We start from the raw sequence: 14,814 nt of genomic DNA on the forward strand, positions 1-14,814 counted from the left end.
TTCAAGCGACTCGCGACCCACACTCCGGACGTGGGAACCCACGTCGTCACGGTGTTCCTCCGCCACGGTCCCGACGTCCTCCTCCTCCAGCGCAGCGACGCCGTCGACTCCTACCCCGGACGGTGGGGTGCGGTCTCCGGCCACGCCGAGGGCGACCCCGACGCGCTCGCTCGCCGGGAAATCGCGGAGGAGACGGGGCTCGCCAACGAGGCGACGCTGGTCCGGCGTGGTGACGCCTTCGCGGTCGAGGACCCCGACCACGGCACGTGGGTCGTCCACCCGTTCCTCTTCGACGCGGCGTCCCGCGACGTCGACCCGAACTGGGAGACCGCACAGTTCGAGTGGGTGCCGCCGACGGAGCTACGGCGTCGCGACACCGTCCCCGGCCTCTGGCAGTCCTACGACGCCGTCAGGCCGACCGTGGAGTCGGTCGCAGCCGACGACGAGCACGGCTCGTCATACCTCTCGTTGCGCGCGCTCGACGTGCTGCGCGACGAGGCCGCGCTCGCCGACGACTGGGACGCCGTCGCGGCGGTGGCGCGTTCACTCCGCGACGCGAAGGCGGAGATGGCGGCAGTCCGCAACCGCGTGAACCACGCGATGGACGACGCAGACCGGACGCCAGGGAGCGTCGAGGCGAGCGCGCGAGCGGTCGCCCGGACCGCCGCGGACGCAGACGGCGAGGCTGCCAGCGCGGCCGCCGCCGAACTCGTCGACGTGGCCACCGTGTTCACGCTCTCGCGGTCGGGGACAGTCACCGCGGCGCTCCGCGAAGCGACCCCGGACCGCGTGGTCGTCGCCGAATCCCGGCCCGGCGGCGAGGGCGTCGGCGTCGCGGAGTCCCTCGCCGACGAACTCGCGGTGACGCTCACCACGGACGCGAACGCTCCCGCCGCCGTCGAGGAGTGCGACGCAGTGCTGGTCGGCGCGGACGCGGTGTTCCCGGACGGTCGCGTCGTCAACAAGGTCGGGACGCGAGCGGCCGCGCTCGCCGCGAGAGACGTGGCCGTCCCCGTGTTCGTCGTGTGCGCTGCGGACAAGGTCGCGCCCGAACCGCTTCCCGTGGCGGACGGCGACCCGGGGGAACTCTACGACGGTGACGCGCCAGTCGACGTCCGGAACCCGGTGTTCGAGGTGGTGCCCGCGCGACTCGTCGACCGCGTACTCACGGAGCACGGCGTCCTCGACGACGAGGGGGTCGCGACCGCTGCGGACGAACGCCGAGCGTGGGCGGACTGGGAGTGAAAGGCTCTTTTCGGGAGGCCCCCTACGGACTCGCGGGCGACGGTGACGAGGAGTTACCCCCTCCGAGCCCCTTGTGACGAGGCCTTTCTCCCGAGTCGCCCGCTCTCACGTCTCCCAGCGGCGCGTTCAGCCGTCTACTCCGCACGCGGCCGGGTCGCCGGCGCGCGCGAGGAACCACAGCAACACGGCGACCCCGGCGAGCCGGACCAGGTTCCCGTGGAACGGCAGCGCCGCCAGCACGCCCGCGAACCCGAGCGCACCGAGGAGTCCCGCACCACAGCTCGCACACCCCGACACCACCACCCCCGGGACGACGCCGGCGATGCTCCCCACGCCCGACCGGTCGGTCACCCGGAGCCGGCCCACCACGGTCACTGCGACGACGCCCGTGACCAGCGCGTACAGGACGACGAGCGCGAGGCCGAGCGCGCCCGCCGTCGACACCGTGTTCTCGGTGAGCGCCAGCAGCGCGTCGTCGGCGTACCCGACGCCCGCACCGAGCATCTGTGCGGTGTACGACGGGAACGCACTCAACACGAGCACCACGTACGTCACGGCCGCCACCACGCCGACGCCGAGAACCCGCCAGCCGGTCGCGAACGCGTAGCCGAACGCCGCGAACAGGTCGGTCACCGTCGCCCGCGTCATTCGTCTCGAACCCGCTCGATTCCCTCCTGGAACCGCGAGTACGGCTGGGCGCCGACGATCCGTCCCGCCCGCTCCGTACCGCGTCTGGCCACGACGAACGACGGCGACGCTCTCACGCCGAACTCCGCGCCCTCCGCCACGTCGTCGCCGACCTCGTCGCGGAGTTCGTCGGCGTGGTCGTCCGCGTACGACTCGACGGCGTTCGCATCGACGCCGTCGACGTCCTCGGCGACGGCGAGCAGGTTCTCCCGGGAGGCCCACCCCGAGTTCGGCTCCCCCTGCTCGTCGAACAGCGTCTCGTGCCACCGCCACCACGCCTGTGGGTCCGACTCCCTGACCTGTCGCCACACGGCGCGGTCCAGCACCGCCGCCATCGTCGACGCCTGACCGATGTAGGGGTACTGGACGAACACCAGTCGCACGTCTCCCGACTGGACGTCGTTCGACACCAGTTTCGGGAGCGTGTTCTGCTCGAACTGACCGCAGAACGGACACTGGTAGTCCGAGTAGTAGTAGATGTCCACGGGGGCGTCCATCGACCCCATGATCGGGTGGTCGGTCAGGTCGAGGCCGATGCTGGTCGTCTCGGTGCTGCTGTGGAGGGCGGCACTCGCACTGTCGCTCGACCCAGGCGAGTGCGTCGTCGCGGCGTAGGCCACGCCACCGGTGATGGCGATGACGCCACCCGCGGCGACGAACCCGCGCCGCGTCGTCTCGTCGAACCGACTCATGTCACTCCACCAGTTGTCGGACTATCGTGGTAAACACACTGGCTCCGGTGGGACGGGTCTCAGGAGAAGAACTGCTTCAGGTCGTCCCGATTGGCCGCTTCCAGGTGGGTGTTCACCGCCGTCTCGAGGGCGCTTATCTGCCCCTTCTTCGCGGTGATGGGGGCGATGGTGTCCTGCCACTGCTTCCACGGCGGGAGGAGGCCGAGGCGGTCGGCGATGTCGTCGAGTCGCTCGTCGCGGTCGTCGACCTTGTCCATCTTGTTGACCGCGACCACGGGGTGGATGCCGAGTTCCTCGAGCAGGTAGAACAGCTCGACGACGTGGGGAATCTCGTCCTCGCCGGAGTGGCGGTCGATGATGTCGACGGCGGCCTTCCCGTCGAGGACGAGCACGCCGACCAGGATGTCGTCGGCGTGGGCCTCGAGGTAGCGGACGATGTCGGTCTTGATCTGCTCGCGGTGGTCGTCCTCGACGCCGGACATGAACCCGAAGCCGGGGAGGTCGGTGACCATGAAGTCCTCGCTCGCCCAGTCGAAGTGGTTCGGCTGGCGGGTGACGCCGGGTTTCTGCCCCGTCGGTACCTTGTGCCCCGTGATCTCGCGCATCAGCGTCGACTTCCCGACGTTCGACCGGCCGACGAGCACGACCTCGTCGCTCCGGTCCGGTCGATTCTCGAACATACCCAGGGTAGCCAGCGGGCGGGGTTAAACCTCGCGTCCGAGCGCGCTCTGCTCGCTCGGGCCGGGACGCTTCACTGCGTTCAGCGTCTCGCGGCTCACGGGTCGTTTCACTACCCCGTTCGCCCGTTCCGAGGACTCCCTGCAGTCGTCCTCGTGGACGCTCAAACGCTGCTTTGAGTCCGGGGGAGCTTAAAGAAGTAAGCTGTCGTAGGGGTTCGTGTATGCGACAGAAAACACTCCTGCTAGCCGTCCTCGGCTCCGCGCTGCTCGTCAGCGCCGGTGTCGCGGGTGCGCTCATGCTCGGTAGTGGTTCAGCCTCCGCCAGTCAGCCAGACCGGTCCCAGAAGTCGATCAGCGTCTCCGCCGACGGAGAGATCGAGGCGACGCCCGACCAGGCGGTCGTGCGAGTCGCCATCCTCGCGACTGGCGAGGACTCGACGACGGTCCGCGAGGAACTCGCGACCGACGCCGAGTCGATGCGGACCGCCCTCGAAGAGTACGGCCTCGACAGCGAGGACGTTCGCACGGCCCACTACGACATCCGACAGGAACGCGAGCGGACGCCCGAGGGCACCGAGATGGGTGACTACCGCGGCGTCCACGCCTTCGAGATCACCCTCGACGACACCGACGCCGCCGGCGAAGTCGTCGACGTCGCGGTCGAGAACGGCGCCGATCAGGTGAACGGCGTCTCCTTCACCCTCTCCGACGACACCCGCGAGGAACTCCACAACGAGGCGCTCACCGAGGCGATGAGCAACGCCCGCGACCGCGCCGACACGCTCGCGGCCGCCGGCGACCTCTCCGTGACCGAGGTCCACACCATCGTCTCCACCGAGACGCGCTACCACGACTACCGCGTCGAGACGGCGTACGCGAGCGCTGCCGGCGACAGTACGTCCATCGAGGCCGGTGCAGTGACCGTCACCGCGAACGTCCGCGTGACGTACAACGCGACCACCGCGTAACGGACTCCGGACCGCCGCGGTCCACACCGGGGCTGGAACACGCTCCCTGAACGCTTTTCCCCCGTCCCGCTCAATCGACTGTCGTGCGACTCGTACAGGTGACGATTCCGACGGGCAAGCGGGACGCCGTCCTCGATACGCTCGAAGACGAGGGTATCGACTACGTCGTGACAGAGGAGACCAGCGGCCGCGAGTACACCGCGGTCGCCCACTTCCCGCTCCCGACGGAGGCCGTCGAGGACGTCCTCGAGTCGCTCCACGAGGTGGGGCTCTCCGAGGACGCCTACACGGTCGTGCTCAACGCCGAGACCGTCGTCTCCCGGCAGTTCGACGCACTCTCCAAGCGCTACGAGGAGAGCGGGGAGAACGGCGGCACCATCGCCAGACAGGAACTGGTCGCTCGCGCCCAGGACCTCGCGCCGAAGTGGCGGACGTACGTCGTGTTGACGCTCGTCAGCACCATCATCGCGACGGCCGGCCTCCTACTGAACTCGCCGGCGACCGTCGTCGGCTCGATGGTCATCGCGCCACTGCTCGGCCCCGCGATGTCCGCGAGCGTCGGCACCGTCGTCGACGACGACGAACTGTTCCGGCGCGGCGTCCGCCTCCAGCTACTCGGCGTCCTGTTGTCGGTCGGCGGCGCGGCGCTGTTCGCCATCTTCGTCAAGGAGTCCCACGTCGTCCCACCCGGCCTCGACGTCGTCGAACTGTCCGAGGTCCGCGAGCGCCTGCGGCCGGACTTCCTCTCGCTGGTGGTCGCGCTCGGTGCCGGCGTCGCTGGCGTGGTTAGTCTGATGACGGGCGTCTCCTCGGCGCTCGTCGGCGTCGCGATCGCCGTGGCGCTCATCCCGCCGGCAGCCGCCGTCGGCATCGGCATCGCGTGGGGGATCCCGGCGCTCGCGATCGGGTCCTCCATCCTGGTGCTGGTGAACGTACTCTCCATCAACCTCGCCGCGCTCGTGGTGCTGTGGTACTCCGGCTACCGCCCCGAGCGCTTCTTCCGGGTGGGGCAGGCCCGTTCGGCGCTCGTCAAGCGCGCGGCGGTGCTCGTCCTCGCCATCGCGGTGCTGTCGGCGTTCCTCGGCGGGGTCACCTACGCCTCCTTCCAGTCCGCCTCGACGGAGCAGGCGGTCAAGGCCGGCGTCGAAGACCTCACACAGACGCCACAGTACGAGGACGTCACGCTGCTGAACATGCGCTACGAGTACGAGACGGGGCTGGTGGGCCAGCAACCGAAGGAGGTGGTGGTCACACTCGGGGTGCCGCCCGGCAGCGACTACCCCGGACTCCCGGCGACGCTGAACGAGCGCATCGACGACCGCGCCGGCCGCAACCTCACCGTCGAGGTCCGCTACGTGCAGGTCGCGCGCGTCGAGTGACGTAGGGGTCGTCCGCGTTCACTCCTCGAAGGGGAGTCTGGGCTCGTACCCGACCGCCTCGACGGCCGCCTCGAGCGCCTCCGCGACGCCTTCGCCGGTTTCCACGCTCATGTAGCAGTCGGCCTCCACCTCGTCGGAGAGGTCGATCTTGTTGCAGACGGTGACCAGCGGCACGTCCGGGAACTGCGCGGCGACCTCCGCGCGGAGCGCGCGCTGGTCCTCGAGGGGGTAGCCACACGTCCCGCTCGGGTCGAGGAAGAAGAGGATGACGTCGCCGGCGTGCGCGAGCGCGGAGACCGCCTGGTTCTCGATCTCGTTGCGTTCGTCGGCCGGGCGGTCGAGCAGCCCCGGGGTGTCGACGAGCTGCCAGCGCACGCGGTCGTGCTCGAAGTGGCCCACGCGGATGCCCTTCGTCGTGAACGGGTACTCCGCGGTCTCGATCTTCGCGCTGGACACCTCGTTGGCGAACGACGACTTCCCGACGTTCGGGTAGCCCGCGACGACGACGGTCGGGTCGTCGGGTTCGATGGTGGGGAGGTTCTTCAGCGCGTCCCGCGCTCGCCCGACCGCCTCGAGGTCGTCGGCGATCTGGTTCATCACCGACCCCATGCGTGCGAACGCCTGCTTGCGGATCTTCCGGGCGCCGTCCGTGTCGTGGGGGAGTTTCCCCATGTACTCGCGGCCGAGGTCGTGGGTCTTCGAGGCCGCCCACGAAATCTCCGAGAGGTGCTGGCGGAGTCGGTCGACACCCGAGTCGCTGTCAAACTCCTTGCGGAGGATGGCGTCGGCGAGTTCGTAGTAGAACGGGTCCACCTGGTCGAAGTCCGGCCACTCCGTCACCACGTTGTGGAGGTTGTCCCCGAGGATGTTCGAGGACGTCTGCAGCATCGACTCCTGGGCCTCCCGGCCCCCCTTGGCCCGCCCCGAACGCGCCGCCCGGGAGAACGCCTTGTCGAGGAGTTCCTCCGACGTGGGCGTCGTCGGCAGGTTCTCGAAAATCATGGTCGCGAGTAGGCAGGCGACACGTAAAAGGTCACGTATCGGCGGCTGTGGGGTCTGTTCGGAGTTCCTGCAGGGTCGTCTCGTAAAACCAAGTCGTCGAAAGCCCCGGTGGGCTCGCGTCCGCTCGCTCGCTGCGCTCCCTGGCCACTTCGTGGCCTGCGGTGCTTACGTCCCGAGCGAACAGACACGCGCGAGCCCACCGCCCCGTTCAGTCCACCCGGTACCGGTCGTCGAACGGACTGAGCGTGGTGGAAGACCAGACGGCTCGTACACGGCGCTTTTGAGCCTAGAGCTCCTCTACTCGGGTATGACAAACTGGCGTGCGGTGCTCGTCGGCTTCGCCGTCGAGTTCGTGTTCGGCGTGTTCGCGTTCGCACTCCCCGGCGTCGGTCACGCCGCAGCGGGCCTCGTGGGCGGGTTCGTCGCCGGCTGGATGGCGGGCGGCGGCCTCGGACGTGGGGCGTGGCACGGCCTGCTCGCCGGCGCGCTCGGCGGCGTCGTCGTGGCCGTCCTCATAGTGTTGTTCGGCCTCGTGCTCGGCGCGACGGGGCTCATTCCCGCGGGCTTCCTGGGCCTCGGCATCGGCGTCATCGCGCTGATCGTCGGCCTCCTGCTCGCCATCGACAGCGCCATCGCGGGCGCAGTCGGCGGGTGGCTCGCGGCGCGCTAGTCGACGAACTGCCGGGCCTCGTCTTCGAGACGCCCGGGCGCCGTCTCCAGTCCGTGGTGGCCGGTGTCCGGGAGCGTAGTCACCTCGGCGTCCAGTCGCTCGGCAACCGCGTCGACCGCGCGGTGGACGTGGTTGGCACTGGTCTCGCCGACGAGCACCCGCGCCGGCGCGTCCACGGCGGCGTCGAACTCGCCGACGCCGCACTCGACGACCACGTCGTGCTCGCGGACGACGGTGTCCGCGATGGACGCAATCTGTTCGATGGGCATCCGGTCGACCAGCTCCTGCCCGCCGTACCCACGGAACAGCAACTCGACGGCGCCCTCGCGGTCCCCCGCGTCGAGCAGGTCCCGCATCCGGGCCGCGCGCTGCACGCCGCCCGGGTGATCGCCCGCGACGACGGCTGGCTCGTACACGAGCAGGCCCGCGAGGTCCTCGCCGGCGGCCGCCGCGAGCGCGACCAGGCCGCCGTAAGAGTGCCCGAACAGGACGGGGTCGCCGGCGTCCGCGTCCGCTTCGGCCGCGTCCAGGACCGCGTGGACGTCCTCGACCTCGCGTTCGAGCGCGTACGATTCGCCGTCCCCACTGTCGCCGCGACCCCGCCGGTCCATCGCGACGACGCGGTAGTCGTCGGCAAGGCGGCTGGGGACCGTCCGCCAACTCCTCTTGCTACCCGCGATTCCGTGTACGAGCACGACCGGCCGGCCGTCGCCCCGAGCCTCGTACGCGATTTCCGTGCCGTCGGCGGAGACGACTGATTCCATCGACTGTATCGGTCTCGCGCCACCACGTGAAAAGCAATCGGTTCGGTATCGGTGCGCCGCGCTACCGCCGCGCCCGGAGTTCGTCCAGCAGGTCCTCGACGTCCATCTCGTGTTCGGCGAGCACGACCAGCATGTGGTAGACGACGTCCGCGCCCTCGTGGGCGAGTTCGTCGGTGTCGCCGTCCTTCGCGGCGAGCAGGAACTCCGTGGTCTCCTCGCCGAGTTTCTCCAGAGCGGCGTTCTCGCCCTTCTCGTGGGTGAAGAGGCTCGCCGTGTAGGAGTCCTCCGGGAGCGTCTCCTTGCGGTCCTCGACGACCGCGAACAGTTCGCGGAGCACGTCGTCGGCGTCCTCGCCGCTCACCGCTCCAGCACCTCGCGGATGTCGTCGAGTTCGTCGAACGTCTCGGGGTCCCGGCGCCCCTCCTCGAAGACGTCCTCGGCGACCTCGATGGGGGCGTCGGTGCGCGCGACCAGCGCCAGCGAGTCGCTCGGGCGCGCGTCCACGACCTCGTCGCCCCGAGGCGTCTGGACGTGGAGGTCCGCGTAGTAGGTGCCGTCCTCGACGTGCGTGACGACGACGCGGTCGATGCGACCGCCGAGTTCCTCCACGAGGTCGAGCGTGAGGTCGTGGGTGAGTGGACGCCCGATGTCCCGCGCGTCGAGGCCGCGGGCGATGCTCGTCGCCTCGTCGAACCCGATGAAGATGGGGAGGACGTCGTCGGTGTCCTCGACGCCGACGAGCACGACCGGGAGCGCGCCGTCCGGCGTGCCCGCAACGCGGACGCCCTCGATGTGTGCGTTCATGACGGGACCACCACGAGCAGCGTCAAAAGACTGCCTCCTCCGCCTCCTGCTGTTCCTCCGGGAAGAATGCGAGGTCGTGGATTCGCGAGTCGTCGGTCAACTCGGGGTGGAAGGAGGTGCCGACGACGGGGCCGTCCCGGACCGCGACCGGGTCGCCGTCCCAGGACGCGAGCACCTCGACGCCGTCGCCGACCTCGGCGATGAGGGGCGCGCGGATGAACACCGCGGGGAACGGGTCGTCGAGGCCGTCCACGTCGAGGGGCGCCTCGAAGGAGTCGACCTGCCGGCCGAACGCGTTCCGGTCGACCGTGGCGTCGATCAGGTCGAGGGTGTCTACGCGGTCGTCGTTCGCGTCCGCGGAGGCGACGATGAGGCCCGCGCAGGTCGCCAGCACGGGCTTGCCGGCGGCGACGTGGTCGCGTATCTCCTCGTCGATCCCCTCGCGGGCGAGCAGCCGGGAGATGGCCGTCGACTCGCCGCCCGGGAGCAGGAGGATGTCGCAGTCGGGTACTACTCCGCTCGTCCGGATCTCCACGACCTCGGCGTCCTCGCCGTGGGCTCTGGCCGCACGGCGGATGGCGTCTGCGTGCTCGGAGACGTCGCCCTGTACGGCGACGACGCCAGCGCTGACAGTCATGACTACCGGTAGGAGTCTGCGGGGAAAAAGCCTCTCGCTACACGAAGAACTGAAGGAGCAACACGAAGACGCCGAAGAACGCGCCCGTGGCCACCACGGAGCGCGGGTCGATCTGGATGGCGTTGGGGTCCTCGGAGTCGAAGTAGCGGACGAGGCCCGCACTGGACATCAGTCCGCCGGAGTTCTGGCCACTGCTCATACAGTCGTATGCTCACCGCGACGGCCTAAACCTTTCGTGTCGTCGTACTCGCGGCAAGGGGCGAGCCGTGAGTAACCCTTATGCGCGGGGCGCGGCAAGCCCCACTAGACCGATGACAGTCACACTCAAGGACTTCTACGCGGACTGGTGTGGACCCTGCAAGACCCAGGACCCGATCCTGGACGACCTCGAGGAGGACTACGACAGCGTCACCTTCGAGAAGATCGACGTCGACGAGGCCGAGGACGTCGCCAACGAGTACCAGGTACGTTCGATCCCGACCATCGTCGTGGAGAACGACGACGGCGTCGTCGAGCGGTTCGTCGGCGTCACGCAGCGCGAACAGCTCGAGGACGCCCTCGAAGACGCGGGCGCCTGACCGGCGCGTCCCTCCTCCGGTAGCCGCGAGCGTCGCCCAGCGGCCGCGCTCACACTGCGGCTGACGACTCGCCGAGTGACTGCCACGAACCGGTGCGGTCGTCGGGTTCCGGTAGGCTATTGTACGGTACGCGTCTCCGCGAGGATATGTCGTGGCTGCCCCTCGCGGCCACCGGAGCGACCCAGGCGTTGACGCCCCAGATGCTGGTCGTCTTCGCCGTCGTGCTCGGGGCCCTCGTGCTGTTCGTCACCGAGTGGCTCCCCATCGACGTCACCGCCATCCTCGTGATGGTCGTGCTCATCGTCCTGGGCCCGTGGACGCAGGTGTCCACCCAGGAGGGTATCTCCGGGTTCTCGAACAAGGCGACGGTCGCCGTGCTGGCGATGCTCATCCTGAGCGCCGGCGTGAGCAGGACCGGCCTCGTCCAGATCCTCGGCCGGCGAATGGCCTCGTTCGCGGGGACGAGCAAGCGCCGCCAGCTGCTCGCGACCATCGGCGCGGGTGGCCCCGTCTCCGGGTTCATCAACAACACGCCGGTCGTCGCCATCCTCGTCCCGGTCGTCTCGGACCTCGCGCACAAGGGGAAGACGAGTCCGTCGAAGTTGCTCATCCCGCTGTCGTTCGCCTCGATGCTTGGCGGGATGTTGACGCTCATCGGCACGTCGACGAACCTGCTCGCCAGCGAGACGGCCGCGCGACTCGGCGAGTCCCAGGGTATCGAGGCGCTCCACGCGTTCTCGATGTTCGAGTTCACGCAGCTCGGCGTCGTCGTCCTGGCCGTCGGCTCGCTCTACCTGTTCACGGTCGGCTACCGGCTGCTCCCCGAGCGCGTCCCGCCCGAGGACGACTACCTCACGGAGTACGAGATGAGCGACTACCTCTCGGAGGTCGTCGTCGGGGAGTCCTCGCCGCTCGTCGGGAAGACCGTTAGCGAGGCCATCGACGTGGACCGCTTCGACGCCGACGTCCTCCAGCTCGTCCGCGGCGACGAACGGTTCATCAGGCCCATCGGCCAGAAGGTCATCCGCCCGGGCGACGTCCTCGCCATCCGCACGGACCGGGACACCCTGGGCGCCATCTCCGCTGTCGACGACCTCTCGTTGACGGGCACGCCGGAGACGGAGGACGAACTCGAACCGACGACCCAGGAGGAACAGGCGCTCGTGGAGGTCGTCATCCAGTCCGGGTCGTCGCTCGTCGGTGAGACGCTGGCCTCGGCGTCGTTCCGCAACCGCTACGACGCGAACGTGCTGGCGTTCCGTTCGCGCGGCGAGACGTTCCACGAGCGCATGGAACGCGTCGAGATGCGCGTCGGGGACACGCTGCTCGTGCAGGCACCCCGGGACAGCATCGACCGTCTCTCGACGAGCCAGGACTTCATCGTCGCCCACGAACCCGCCGAGCCCGACTACCGCAGCGAGAAGATCCCCCACGCCGTCGCCGTCATCGTCGGCGTCGTCCTCGCGGCGACGGTGACGCCGCTACACATCGTCACGACCGCGCTCGGCGGCGTCGTGGCGATGGTAGCCCTCGGCGTCCTCCGCCCTTCGGAGGTGTACGAGTCCGTCGACTGGAACGTTATCTTCCTGCTGGCGGGCGTCATCCCGCTGGGCATCGCGCTCGAACAGACCGGCGCCGCCGCCCTGCTCGGGTCGCTGGTCGCGGCCACGGGCACCGTGCTCCCCGCGGTCGGCGTCCTGTGGGTGTTCTACGTGTTCACCGGCCTCATCACGGGCGTCATCAGCAACAACGCGAGCGTCGTGTTGATGATCCCGGTGGCCGTGGAGGCGGCCGTCGACATCGGCGCGAACCCGTTCGCGTTCGTGCTCGCGGTGACGTTCGCGGCGTCGACGTCGTTCATGACGCCCGTCGGCTACCAGACGAACCTCTTCGTCTACGGCCCCGGCGACTACCAGTTCAGGGACTTCTTCCGGGTCGGCTTCCCGCTCCAGTTGCTGCTGTCGTTCGTCACCGTCGCGGGCATCGTCGCCTTCTGGGGGCTCTGACCGGGACGTCCGCCGTTAGAACTGTCTGCAGGCCTACTCGAACGTGACGCCGACGTCGTGCATGCCGTCGTTGTGGATGGCGATGTTGATGAGCAGCGGCGTCAGCGACTCGACCTCAGCGGCGTTCGCCAGCGGCCCCGCGTCGAGCGCCCGCAGGCCCTCGATGCCCGCCGCGAGGTCGGACACGTTCCGCTTCGCGTCGCCGTCGTCCCCGACCACGAGCGTGTCGAGGTCGAGTTCCACGTCGAGGTTCGCGATGCGGTCCGCCGAGAGGTTGTGGAACGCGCCGACGACGGCCACCTCGTTGGGTGCGGCGTCCGCGACCAGTCGGGTGACACTGCCCGCGTCCGGGGGGTTGTACTGGAAGCCGCCCTCGCCCTTCCGCATCCCGACCGCGGGCGAGACGAGCAGCGTGTCGTCGTCGAGTCTGTCCGCGATCTCGTGGACGAGGTCGGCGGCGTGGTAGGCCGGCACCGCCAGCACCACCACGTCCGCGCGGTCGGCGGCCATCGCGTTCTCGAACCCCGTGATCTTCACGTCGAGCCCGCGGCTGTCGAGTTCCGTCTCGTACTCCTCGGCCTTCGTGCGGGCCTTTTCCGGGTCTCGCGAGCCGATGACGACCTCGTGGTCGGTGTGGTACGCCCACCGGAGCGCCAGCCCTTCGCCGATGTCGCCGGTTCCGCCGAGTAACGCGATTCGCATACTCGTGAGTCGCCCGGCATGCGAATAAGGGTTGGTGGTACCGGCGGCTGTCGACCACCGGGCCGACGCGCCAGTCAGTCCGAGAGAATCGCGGGCAGGTCGTTCACGGAGTCGAGCACGCGGTCCGCGCCCGTCGCCTCGTACTTCTCCCGGCCCGCCTCGCCGGTGAGTCCACCCGTCAGCACGCCGACCCCGTAGTACGCCCGCTCGGGGTTGGCATCGCGGGCGTTCAGCGCCGTCTGCACGTCGTCCAGGGTGTCCCCGACGAACACCACGCTGTCGGCGTCCGTGCGTTCGGCCAACTCGACGAGCGCCCGGGGGTCGGGTTTCCCCTCGTCCCAGTCGTCCATCGTGAATCGGCGGTTCTCGGGGACGTCGAGGCCGACGCGGTCGAGCGCGATGGTCGCCTCGTCGGCCGGCCGCCCGGTCAGCACGCAGACCGGGTAGCGCTCGGTCAACGCCGCCACAGTCTCGGGCGCGACCAGCACCGACTCGTCGTTGATGTAGCCCCCGGCGTCCAGTTCGGCCTCGCCGCCCTCCAGGCGCTCGTACAGCGACGACCCGAGGTACAGTTGCTGGAACACATCGCGCAGTCGCTTGGGGTCCCACGCCTCGAAGACGCGCTCGGCGGCGTCCGGGTCCAGGCTCGAGCGAACGACGTCCTTCGCGCCGTCGAGGCCGCCGCCGCGCTTGGCTACCTCGTCCGTGAACGCGGCGACGTCGCCGTCGTACGCTTCCCGACCGGCAAGCATGAACAACGCCGCCGCGTCCGTCAGCGTCCAGTCGTTGTTGAACCCGCCCGCGTCCTTGAACTGCTGGACGGCGGCCTTCTCGATGGTGTCCCCGTAGACGTGCTCGACGGACTCGACGATGGCGCGGCGGTAGGAGTCCGCCACGTCGACGAGCACGCCGTCGATGTCGAGGACGACTGCATCGACTTGCATGCCCCCACCGAGGCCGCCCGCCGAGAAGTCAGTTACGCGTCCGGGCGACGAACAGCGTTCCCGTCTCGACGGTCCGGCGCTCGACGGGCACCTCCGGCTGGTCGCCGCCCAGCGTCGTGAACAGGCACGCCGCGTCCGCGTCCTCGGCGACGGCGAGGAGTGCGCGGTGGAGTTCGGGTGGACAGTTCAGCGCGTACACGGCGTCGGCGTCCGCGTACACTGCCGGGTCCGGGTTGGTCACGTCGTCGACGACGAACCGAACTCTCTCGGGCACCTCGCGCTCGTGGACGTCCGTCGCCGTCACCGCCCGCCCGCTCGCCGCGAGCGCCGCCGCCACGTCGGTGTGCCGACCGACGCCGACCTCGACCAGTCGGTCGAAGGCGGCGAGGACGTCGGCGACGTTGGGTGGTTTCCCCACGCCGGGATGTTTATGTCTCGCGGCGTTTAACGTCACCTCATGCGCGTAGACATCGTCCCCGTCGGCGACGTGCCCGCGCAGGTCAAGCGCGAGGCCTCCTCGAGCCTCCGCTCGGTCTACGACTGCGACGTGGTCGTCGCCAGCGAACAGGACGTTCCACAGGGGGCGTACGACGACGCGCGAAGCCAGTACCGCGCCGCCGAACTCATCGACCTCGCGACCCGCGTCAGCGACGGCGACAAGACCCTCGCCATCACGCCCGAGGACCTCTTCTACCGCCGCCGCAACTACGTCTTCGGGCTCGCGTACCTCGACGGCCGCGGCTGCGTCGTCTCCACCTACCGACTCCAGACGTCCAGCGACGGCGGGTTCTCCGAACGCCCCGCCTCCGACGTCTTCGACGACCGCGTCCGCAAGGAGGTGGTCCACGAACTCGGCCACACGCTCGGCCTCGAACACTGCGACAACAACCGCTGTGCGATGAACTTCTCCCCCACGGTCCGGGAAGTCGACCGCAAGGAGGAGAACCTCTGCGGGAGCTGTCAGCGCACGGTCTTCTGAGGGACCTTTTGCTGCACTCGTTCGAGCGCTTCGCGCTCTCACTCGCTGGCAAAAGCTACGCTAAAAGCCTCCTCGCT

19 protein-coding genes are annotated in these 14,814 nt (G+C 69.3%); 7 read left to right on the forward strand and 12 right to left on the reverse strand.

From position 1 onward, the window contains the following. Positions 1-30 precede the first annotated feature (30 nt). Entirely contained in the window at positions 31-1,245 is a 1,215-nt protein-coding gene (locus LT965_RS08765) for an eIF2B alpha/beta/delta subunit family protein (RefSeq protein ID WP_232700387.1), read from the forward strand. A 126-nt stretch (positions 1,246-1,371) separates the two neighbouring features. Here LT965_RS08765 and LT965_RS08770 read toward each other — a convergent pair whose 3' ends face one another. The 3 genes from LT965_RS08770 to engB are packed head-to-tail and all read right to left on the reverse strand — an operon-like array spanning position 1,372 to position 3,304. Continuing rightward, complete coding sequence (locus LT965_RS08770; protein WP_232700388.1) at positions 1,372-1,893, reverse strand: hypothetical protein; 522 nt, start codon at positions 1,891-1,893, stop codon at positions 1,372-1,374. Then, entirely contained in the window at positions 1,890-2,624 is a 735-nt protein-coding gene (locus LT965_RS08775) for a DsbA family protein (RefSeq protein WP_232700389.1), read from the reverse strand. Before LT965_RS08775 ends, LT965_RS08770 begins: the two co-directional genes overlap by 4 nt. A 59-nt stretch (positions 2,625-2,683) precedes the next feature. Beyond that, positions 2,684-3,304: a GTP-binding protein EngB gene (gene engB / locus LT965_RS08780; protein WP_232700390.1), complete on the reverse strand. Its 621-nt coding sequence runs from the start codon at positions 3,302-3,304 to the stop codon at positions 2,684-2,686. A gap of 221 nt (positions 3,305-3,525) precedes the next feature. On the opposite strand from engB, the gene LT965_RS08785 reads away from it, so the two are divergent. Then, a complete protein-coding gene (locus LT965_RS08785; protein WP_232700391.1) occupies positions 3,526-4,272 on the forward strand; it encodes an SIMPL domain-containing protein in 747 nt (248 codons plus the stop codon). 83 nt (positions 4,273-4,355) lie between these two features. Continuing rightward, positions 4,356-5,651 carry a TIGR00341 family protein gene (locus LT965_RS08790; RefSeq protein ID WP_232700392.1) on the forward strand — a complete coding sequence of 432 codons (1,296 nt, stop codon included), beginning with the start codon at positions 4,356-4,358 and terminating at the stop codon, positions 5,649-5,651. A gap of 18 nt (positions 5,652-5,669) precedes the next feature. Here the strand turns inward: LT965_RS08790 and LT965_RS08795 are convergent, their stop codons facing one another. Beyond that, complete coding sequence (locus LT965_RS08795) at positions 5,670-6,653, reverse strand: NOG1 family protein (RefSeq protein WP_232700393.1); 984 nt, start codon at positions 6,651-6,653, stop codon at positions 5,670-5,672. A gap of 307 nt (positions 6,654-6,960) precedes the next feature. Here LT965_RS08795 and LT965_RS08800 point away from each other — a divergent pair, with 307 nt between their 5' ends. Further along, a complete protein-coding gene (locus LT965_RS08800) occupies positions 6,961-7,323 on the forward strand; it encodes a DUF5518 domain-containing protein (protein ID WP_232700394.1) in 363 nt (120 codons plus the stop codon). Here the strand turns inward: LT965_RS08800 and LT965_RS08805 are convergent. From LT965_RS08805 to LT965_RS08825, 5 genes are all read right to left on the reverse strand, one after another. Next, positions 7,320-8,087 (reverse strand): alpha/beta fold hydrolase, encoded by a 768-nt coding sequence (locus LT965_RS08805; protein ID WP_232700395.1) that lies wholly within the window; start codon positions 8,085-8,087, stop codon positions 7,320-7,322. The two genes, LT965_RS08800 and LT965_RS08805, sit on opposite strands and share 4 nt — an antisense overlap. Positions 8,088-8,148: 61 nt before the next feature. Continuing rightward, positions 8,149-8,448: a phosphoribosyl-ATP diphosphatase gene (gene hisE, locus LT965_RS08810; RefSeq protein WP_232700396.1), complete on the reverse strand. Its 300-nt coding sequence runs from the start codon at positions 8,446-8,448 to the stop codon at positions 8,149-8,151. Next, complete coding sequence (locus tag LT965_RS08815) at positions 8,445-8,891, reverse strand: bifunctional nuclease family protein (RefSeq protein WP_232700397.1); 447 nt, start codon at positions 8,889-8,891, stop codon at positions 8,445-8,447. The genes hisE and LT965_RS08815 overlap by 4 nt, the downstream gene beginning before the upstream one ends. A gap of 22 nt (positions 8,892-8,913) precedes the next feature. Further along, positions 8,914-9,528: a pyridoxal 5'-phosphate synthase glutaminase subunit PdxT gene (gene pdxT, locus LT965_RS08820; protein ID WP_232700398.1), complete on the reverse strand. Its 615-nt coding sequence runs from the start codon at positions 9,526-9,528 to the stop codon at positions 8,914-8,916. Positions 9,529-9,565: 37 nt separating this feature from the next. Continuing rightward, entirely contained in the window at positions 9,566-9,727 is a 162-nt protein-coding gene (locus LT965_RS08825; RefSeq protein ID WP_232700399.1) for a preprotein translocase subunit Sec61beta, read from the reverse strand. Positions 9,728-9,839: 112 nt separating this feature from the next. Between LT965_RS08825 and LT965_RS08830 the strand changes: the two genes are divergently transcribed. Together LT965_RS08830 and LT965_RS08835 are read left to right on the forward strand one after the other, a co-directional pair. Next, positions 9,840-10,106, forward strand: a complete 267-nt coding sequence (locus LT965_RS08830) for a thioredoxin family protein (protein WP_232700400.1) — start codon at positions 9,840-9,842, stop codon at positions 10,104-10,106. A gap of 146 nt (positions 10,107-10,252) precedes the next feature. Continuing rightward, on the forward strand, positions 10,253-12,112 hold the full coding sequence (locus tag LT965_RS08835; protein WP_269782549.1) for an SLC13 family permease: 1,860 nt from the start codon (positions 10,253-10,255) through the stop codon (positions 12,110-12,112). Positions 12,113-12,145: 33 nt separating this feature from the next. Here the strand turns inward: LT965_RS08835 and npdG are convergent, their stop codons facing one another. The 3 genes from npdG to LT965_RS08850 all read right to left on the reverse strand — a co-directional run bounded on the left by npdG (position 12,146) and on the right by LT965_RS08850 (position 14,176). Next, positions 12,146-12,814: an NADPH-dependent F420 reductase gene (gene npdG, locus LT965_RS08840; RefSeq protein ID WP_232700401.1), complete on the reverse strand. Its 669-nt coding sequence runs from the start codon at positions 12,812-12,814 to the stop codon at positions 12,146-12,148. Positions 12,815-12,888: 74 nt separating this feature from the next. Then, positions 12,889-13,758, reverse strand: coding sequence for a TIGR01548 family HAD-type hydrolase (locus LT965_RS08845; RefSeq protein WP_232700402.1), 870 nt, complete (start codon positions 13,756-13,758; stop codon positions 12,889-12,891). Between the two features lie 28 nt (positions 13,759-13,786). After that, complete coding sequence (locus LT965_RS08850) at positions 13,787-14,176, reverse strand: UPF0146 family protein (protein ID WP_232700403.1); 390 nt, start codon at positions 14,174-14,176, stop codon at positions 13,787-13,789. 39 nt (positions 14,177-14,215) lie between these two features. On the opposite strand from LT965_RS08850, the gene LT965_RS08855 reads away from it, so the two are divergent. Next, positions 14,216-14,737: an archaemetzincin family Zn-dependent metalloprotease gene (locus LT965_RS08855; RefSeq protein WP_232700404.1), complete on the forward strand. Its 522-nt coding sequence runs from the start codon at positions 14,216-14,218 to the stop codon at positions 14,735-14,737. The last annotated feature ends 77 nt before the right edge of the window (positions 14,738-14,814 follow it).

This window comes from Halobacterium wangiae (genome assembly GCF_021249345.1).
GTDB classification, from domain to species: Archaea; Halobacteriota; Halobacteria; order Halobacteriales; family Halobacteriaceae; genus Halobacterium; species Halobacterium wangiae.

Excerpts from the sequence above, each read along its gene's own strand:
- LT965_RS08770 (WP_232700388.1), bottom strand. The coding sequence starts at position 1,893 with ATGACGCGGGCGACGGTGACCGACCTGTTCGCGGCGTTCGGCTACGCG.
- LT965_RS08775 (WP_232700389.1), bottom strand. The coding sequence starts at position 2,624 with ATGAGTCGGTTCGACGAGACGACGCGGCGCGGGTTCGTCGCCGCGGGT.
- engB (WP_232700390.1), bottom strand. The coding sequence starts at position 3,304 with ATGTTCGAGAATCGACCGGACCGGAGCGACGAGGTCGTGCTCGTCGGC.
- LT965_RS08785 (WP_232700391.1), top strand. The coding sequence starts at position 3,526 with ATGCGACAGAAAACACTCCTGCTAGCCGTCCTCGGCTCCGCGCTGCTC.
- LT965_RS08795 (WP_232700393.1), bottom strand. The coding sequence starts at position 6,653 with ATGATTTTCGAGAACCTGCCGACGACGCCCACGTCGGAGGAACTCCTC.
- LT965_RS08800 (WP_232700394.1), top strand. The coding sequence starts at position 6,961 with ATGACAAACTGGCGTGCGGTGCTCGTCGGCTTCGCCGTCGAGTTCGTG.
- LT965_RS08805 (WP_232700395.1), bottom strand. The coding sequence starts at position 8,087 with ATGGAATCAGTCGTCTCCGCCGACGGCACGGAAATCGCGTACGAGGCT.
- LT965_RS08815 (WP_232700397.1), bottom strand. The coding sequence starts at position 8,891 with ATGAACGCACACATCGAGGGCGTCCGCGTTGCGGGCACGCCGGACGGC.
- pdxT (WP_232700398.1), bottom strand. The coding sequence starts at position 9,528 with ATGACTGTCAGCGCTGGCGTCGTCGCCGTACAGGGCGACGTCTCCGAG.
- LT965_RS08825 (WP_232700399.1), bottom strand. The coding sequence starts at position 9,727 with ATGAGCAGTGGCCAGAACTCCGGCGGACTGATGTCCAGTGCGGGCCTC.
- LT965_RS08830 (WP_232700400.1), top strand. The coding sequence starts at position 9,840 with ATGACAGTCACACTCAAGGACTTCTACGCGGACTGGTGTGGACCCTGC.
- LT965_RS08835 (WP_269782549.1), top strand. The coding sequence starts at position 10,253 with ATGTCGTGGCTGCCCCTCGCGGCCACCGGAGCGACCCAGGCGTTGACG.
- npdG (WP_232700401.1), bottom strand. The coding sequence starts at position 12,814 with ATGCGAATCGCGTTACTCGGCGGAACCGGCGACATCGGCGAAGGGCTG.
- LT965_RS08845 (WP_232700402.1), bottom strand. The coding sequence starts at position 13,758 with ATGCAAGTCGATGCAGTCGTCCTCGACATCGACGGCGTGCTCGTCGAC.
- LT965_RS08855 (WP_232700404.1), top strand. The coding sequence starts at position 14,216 with ATGCGCGTAGACATCGTCCCCGTCGGCGACGTGCCCGCGCAGGTCAAG.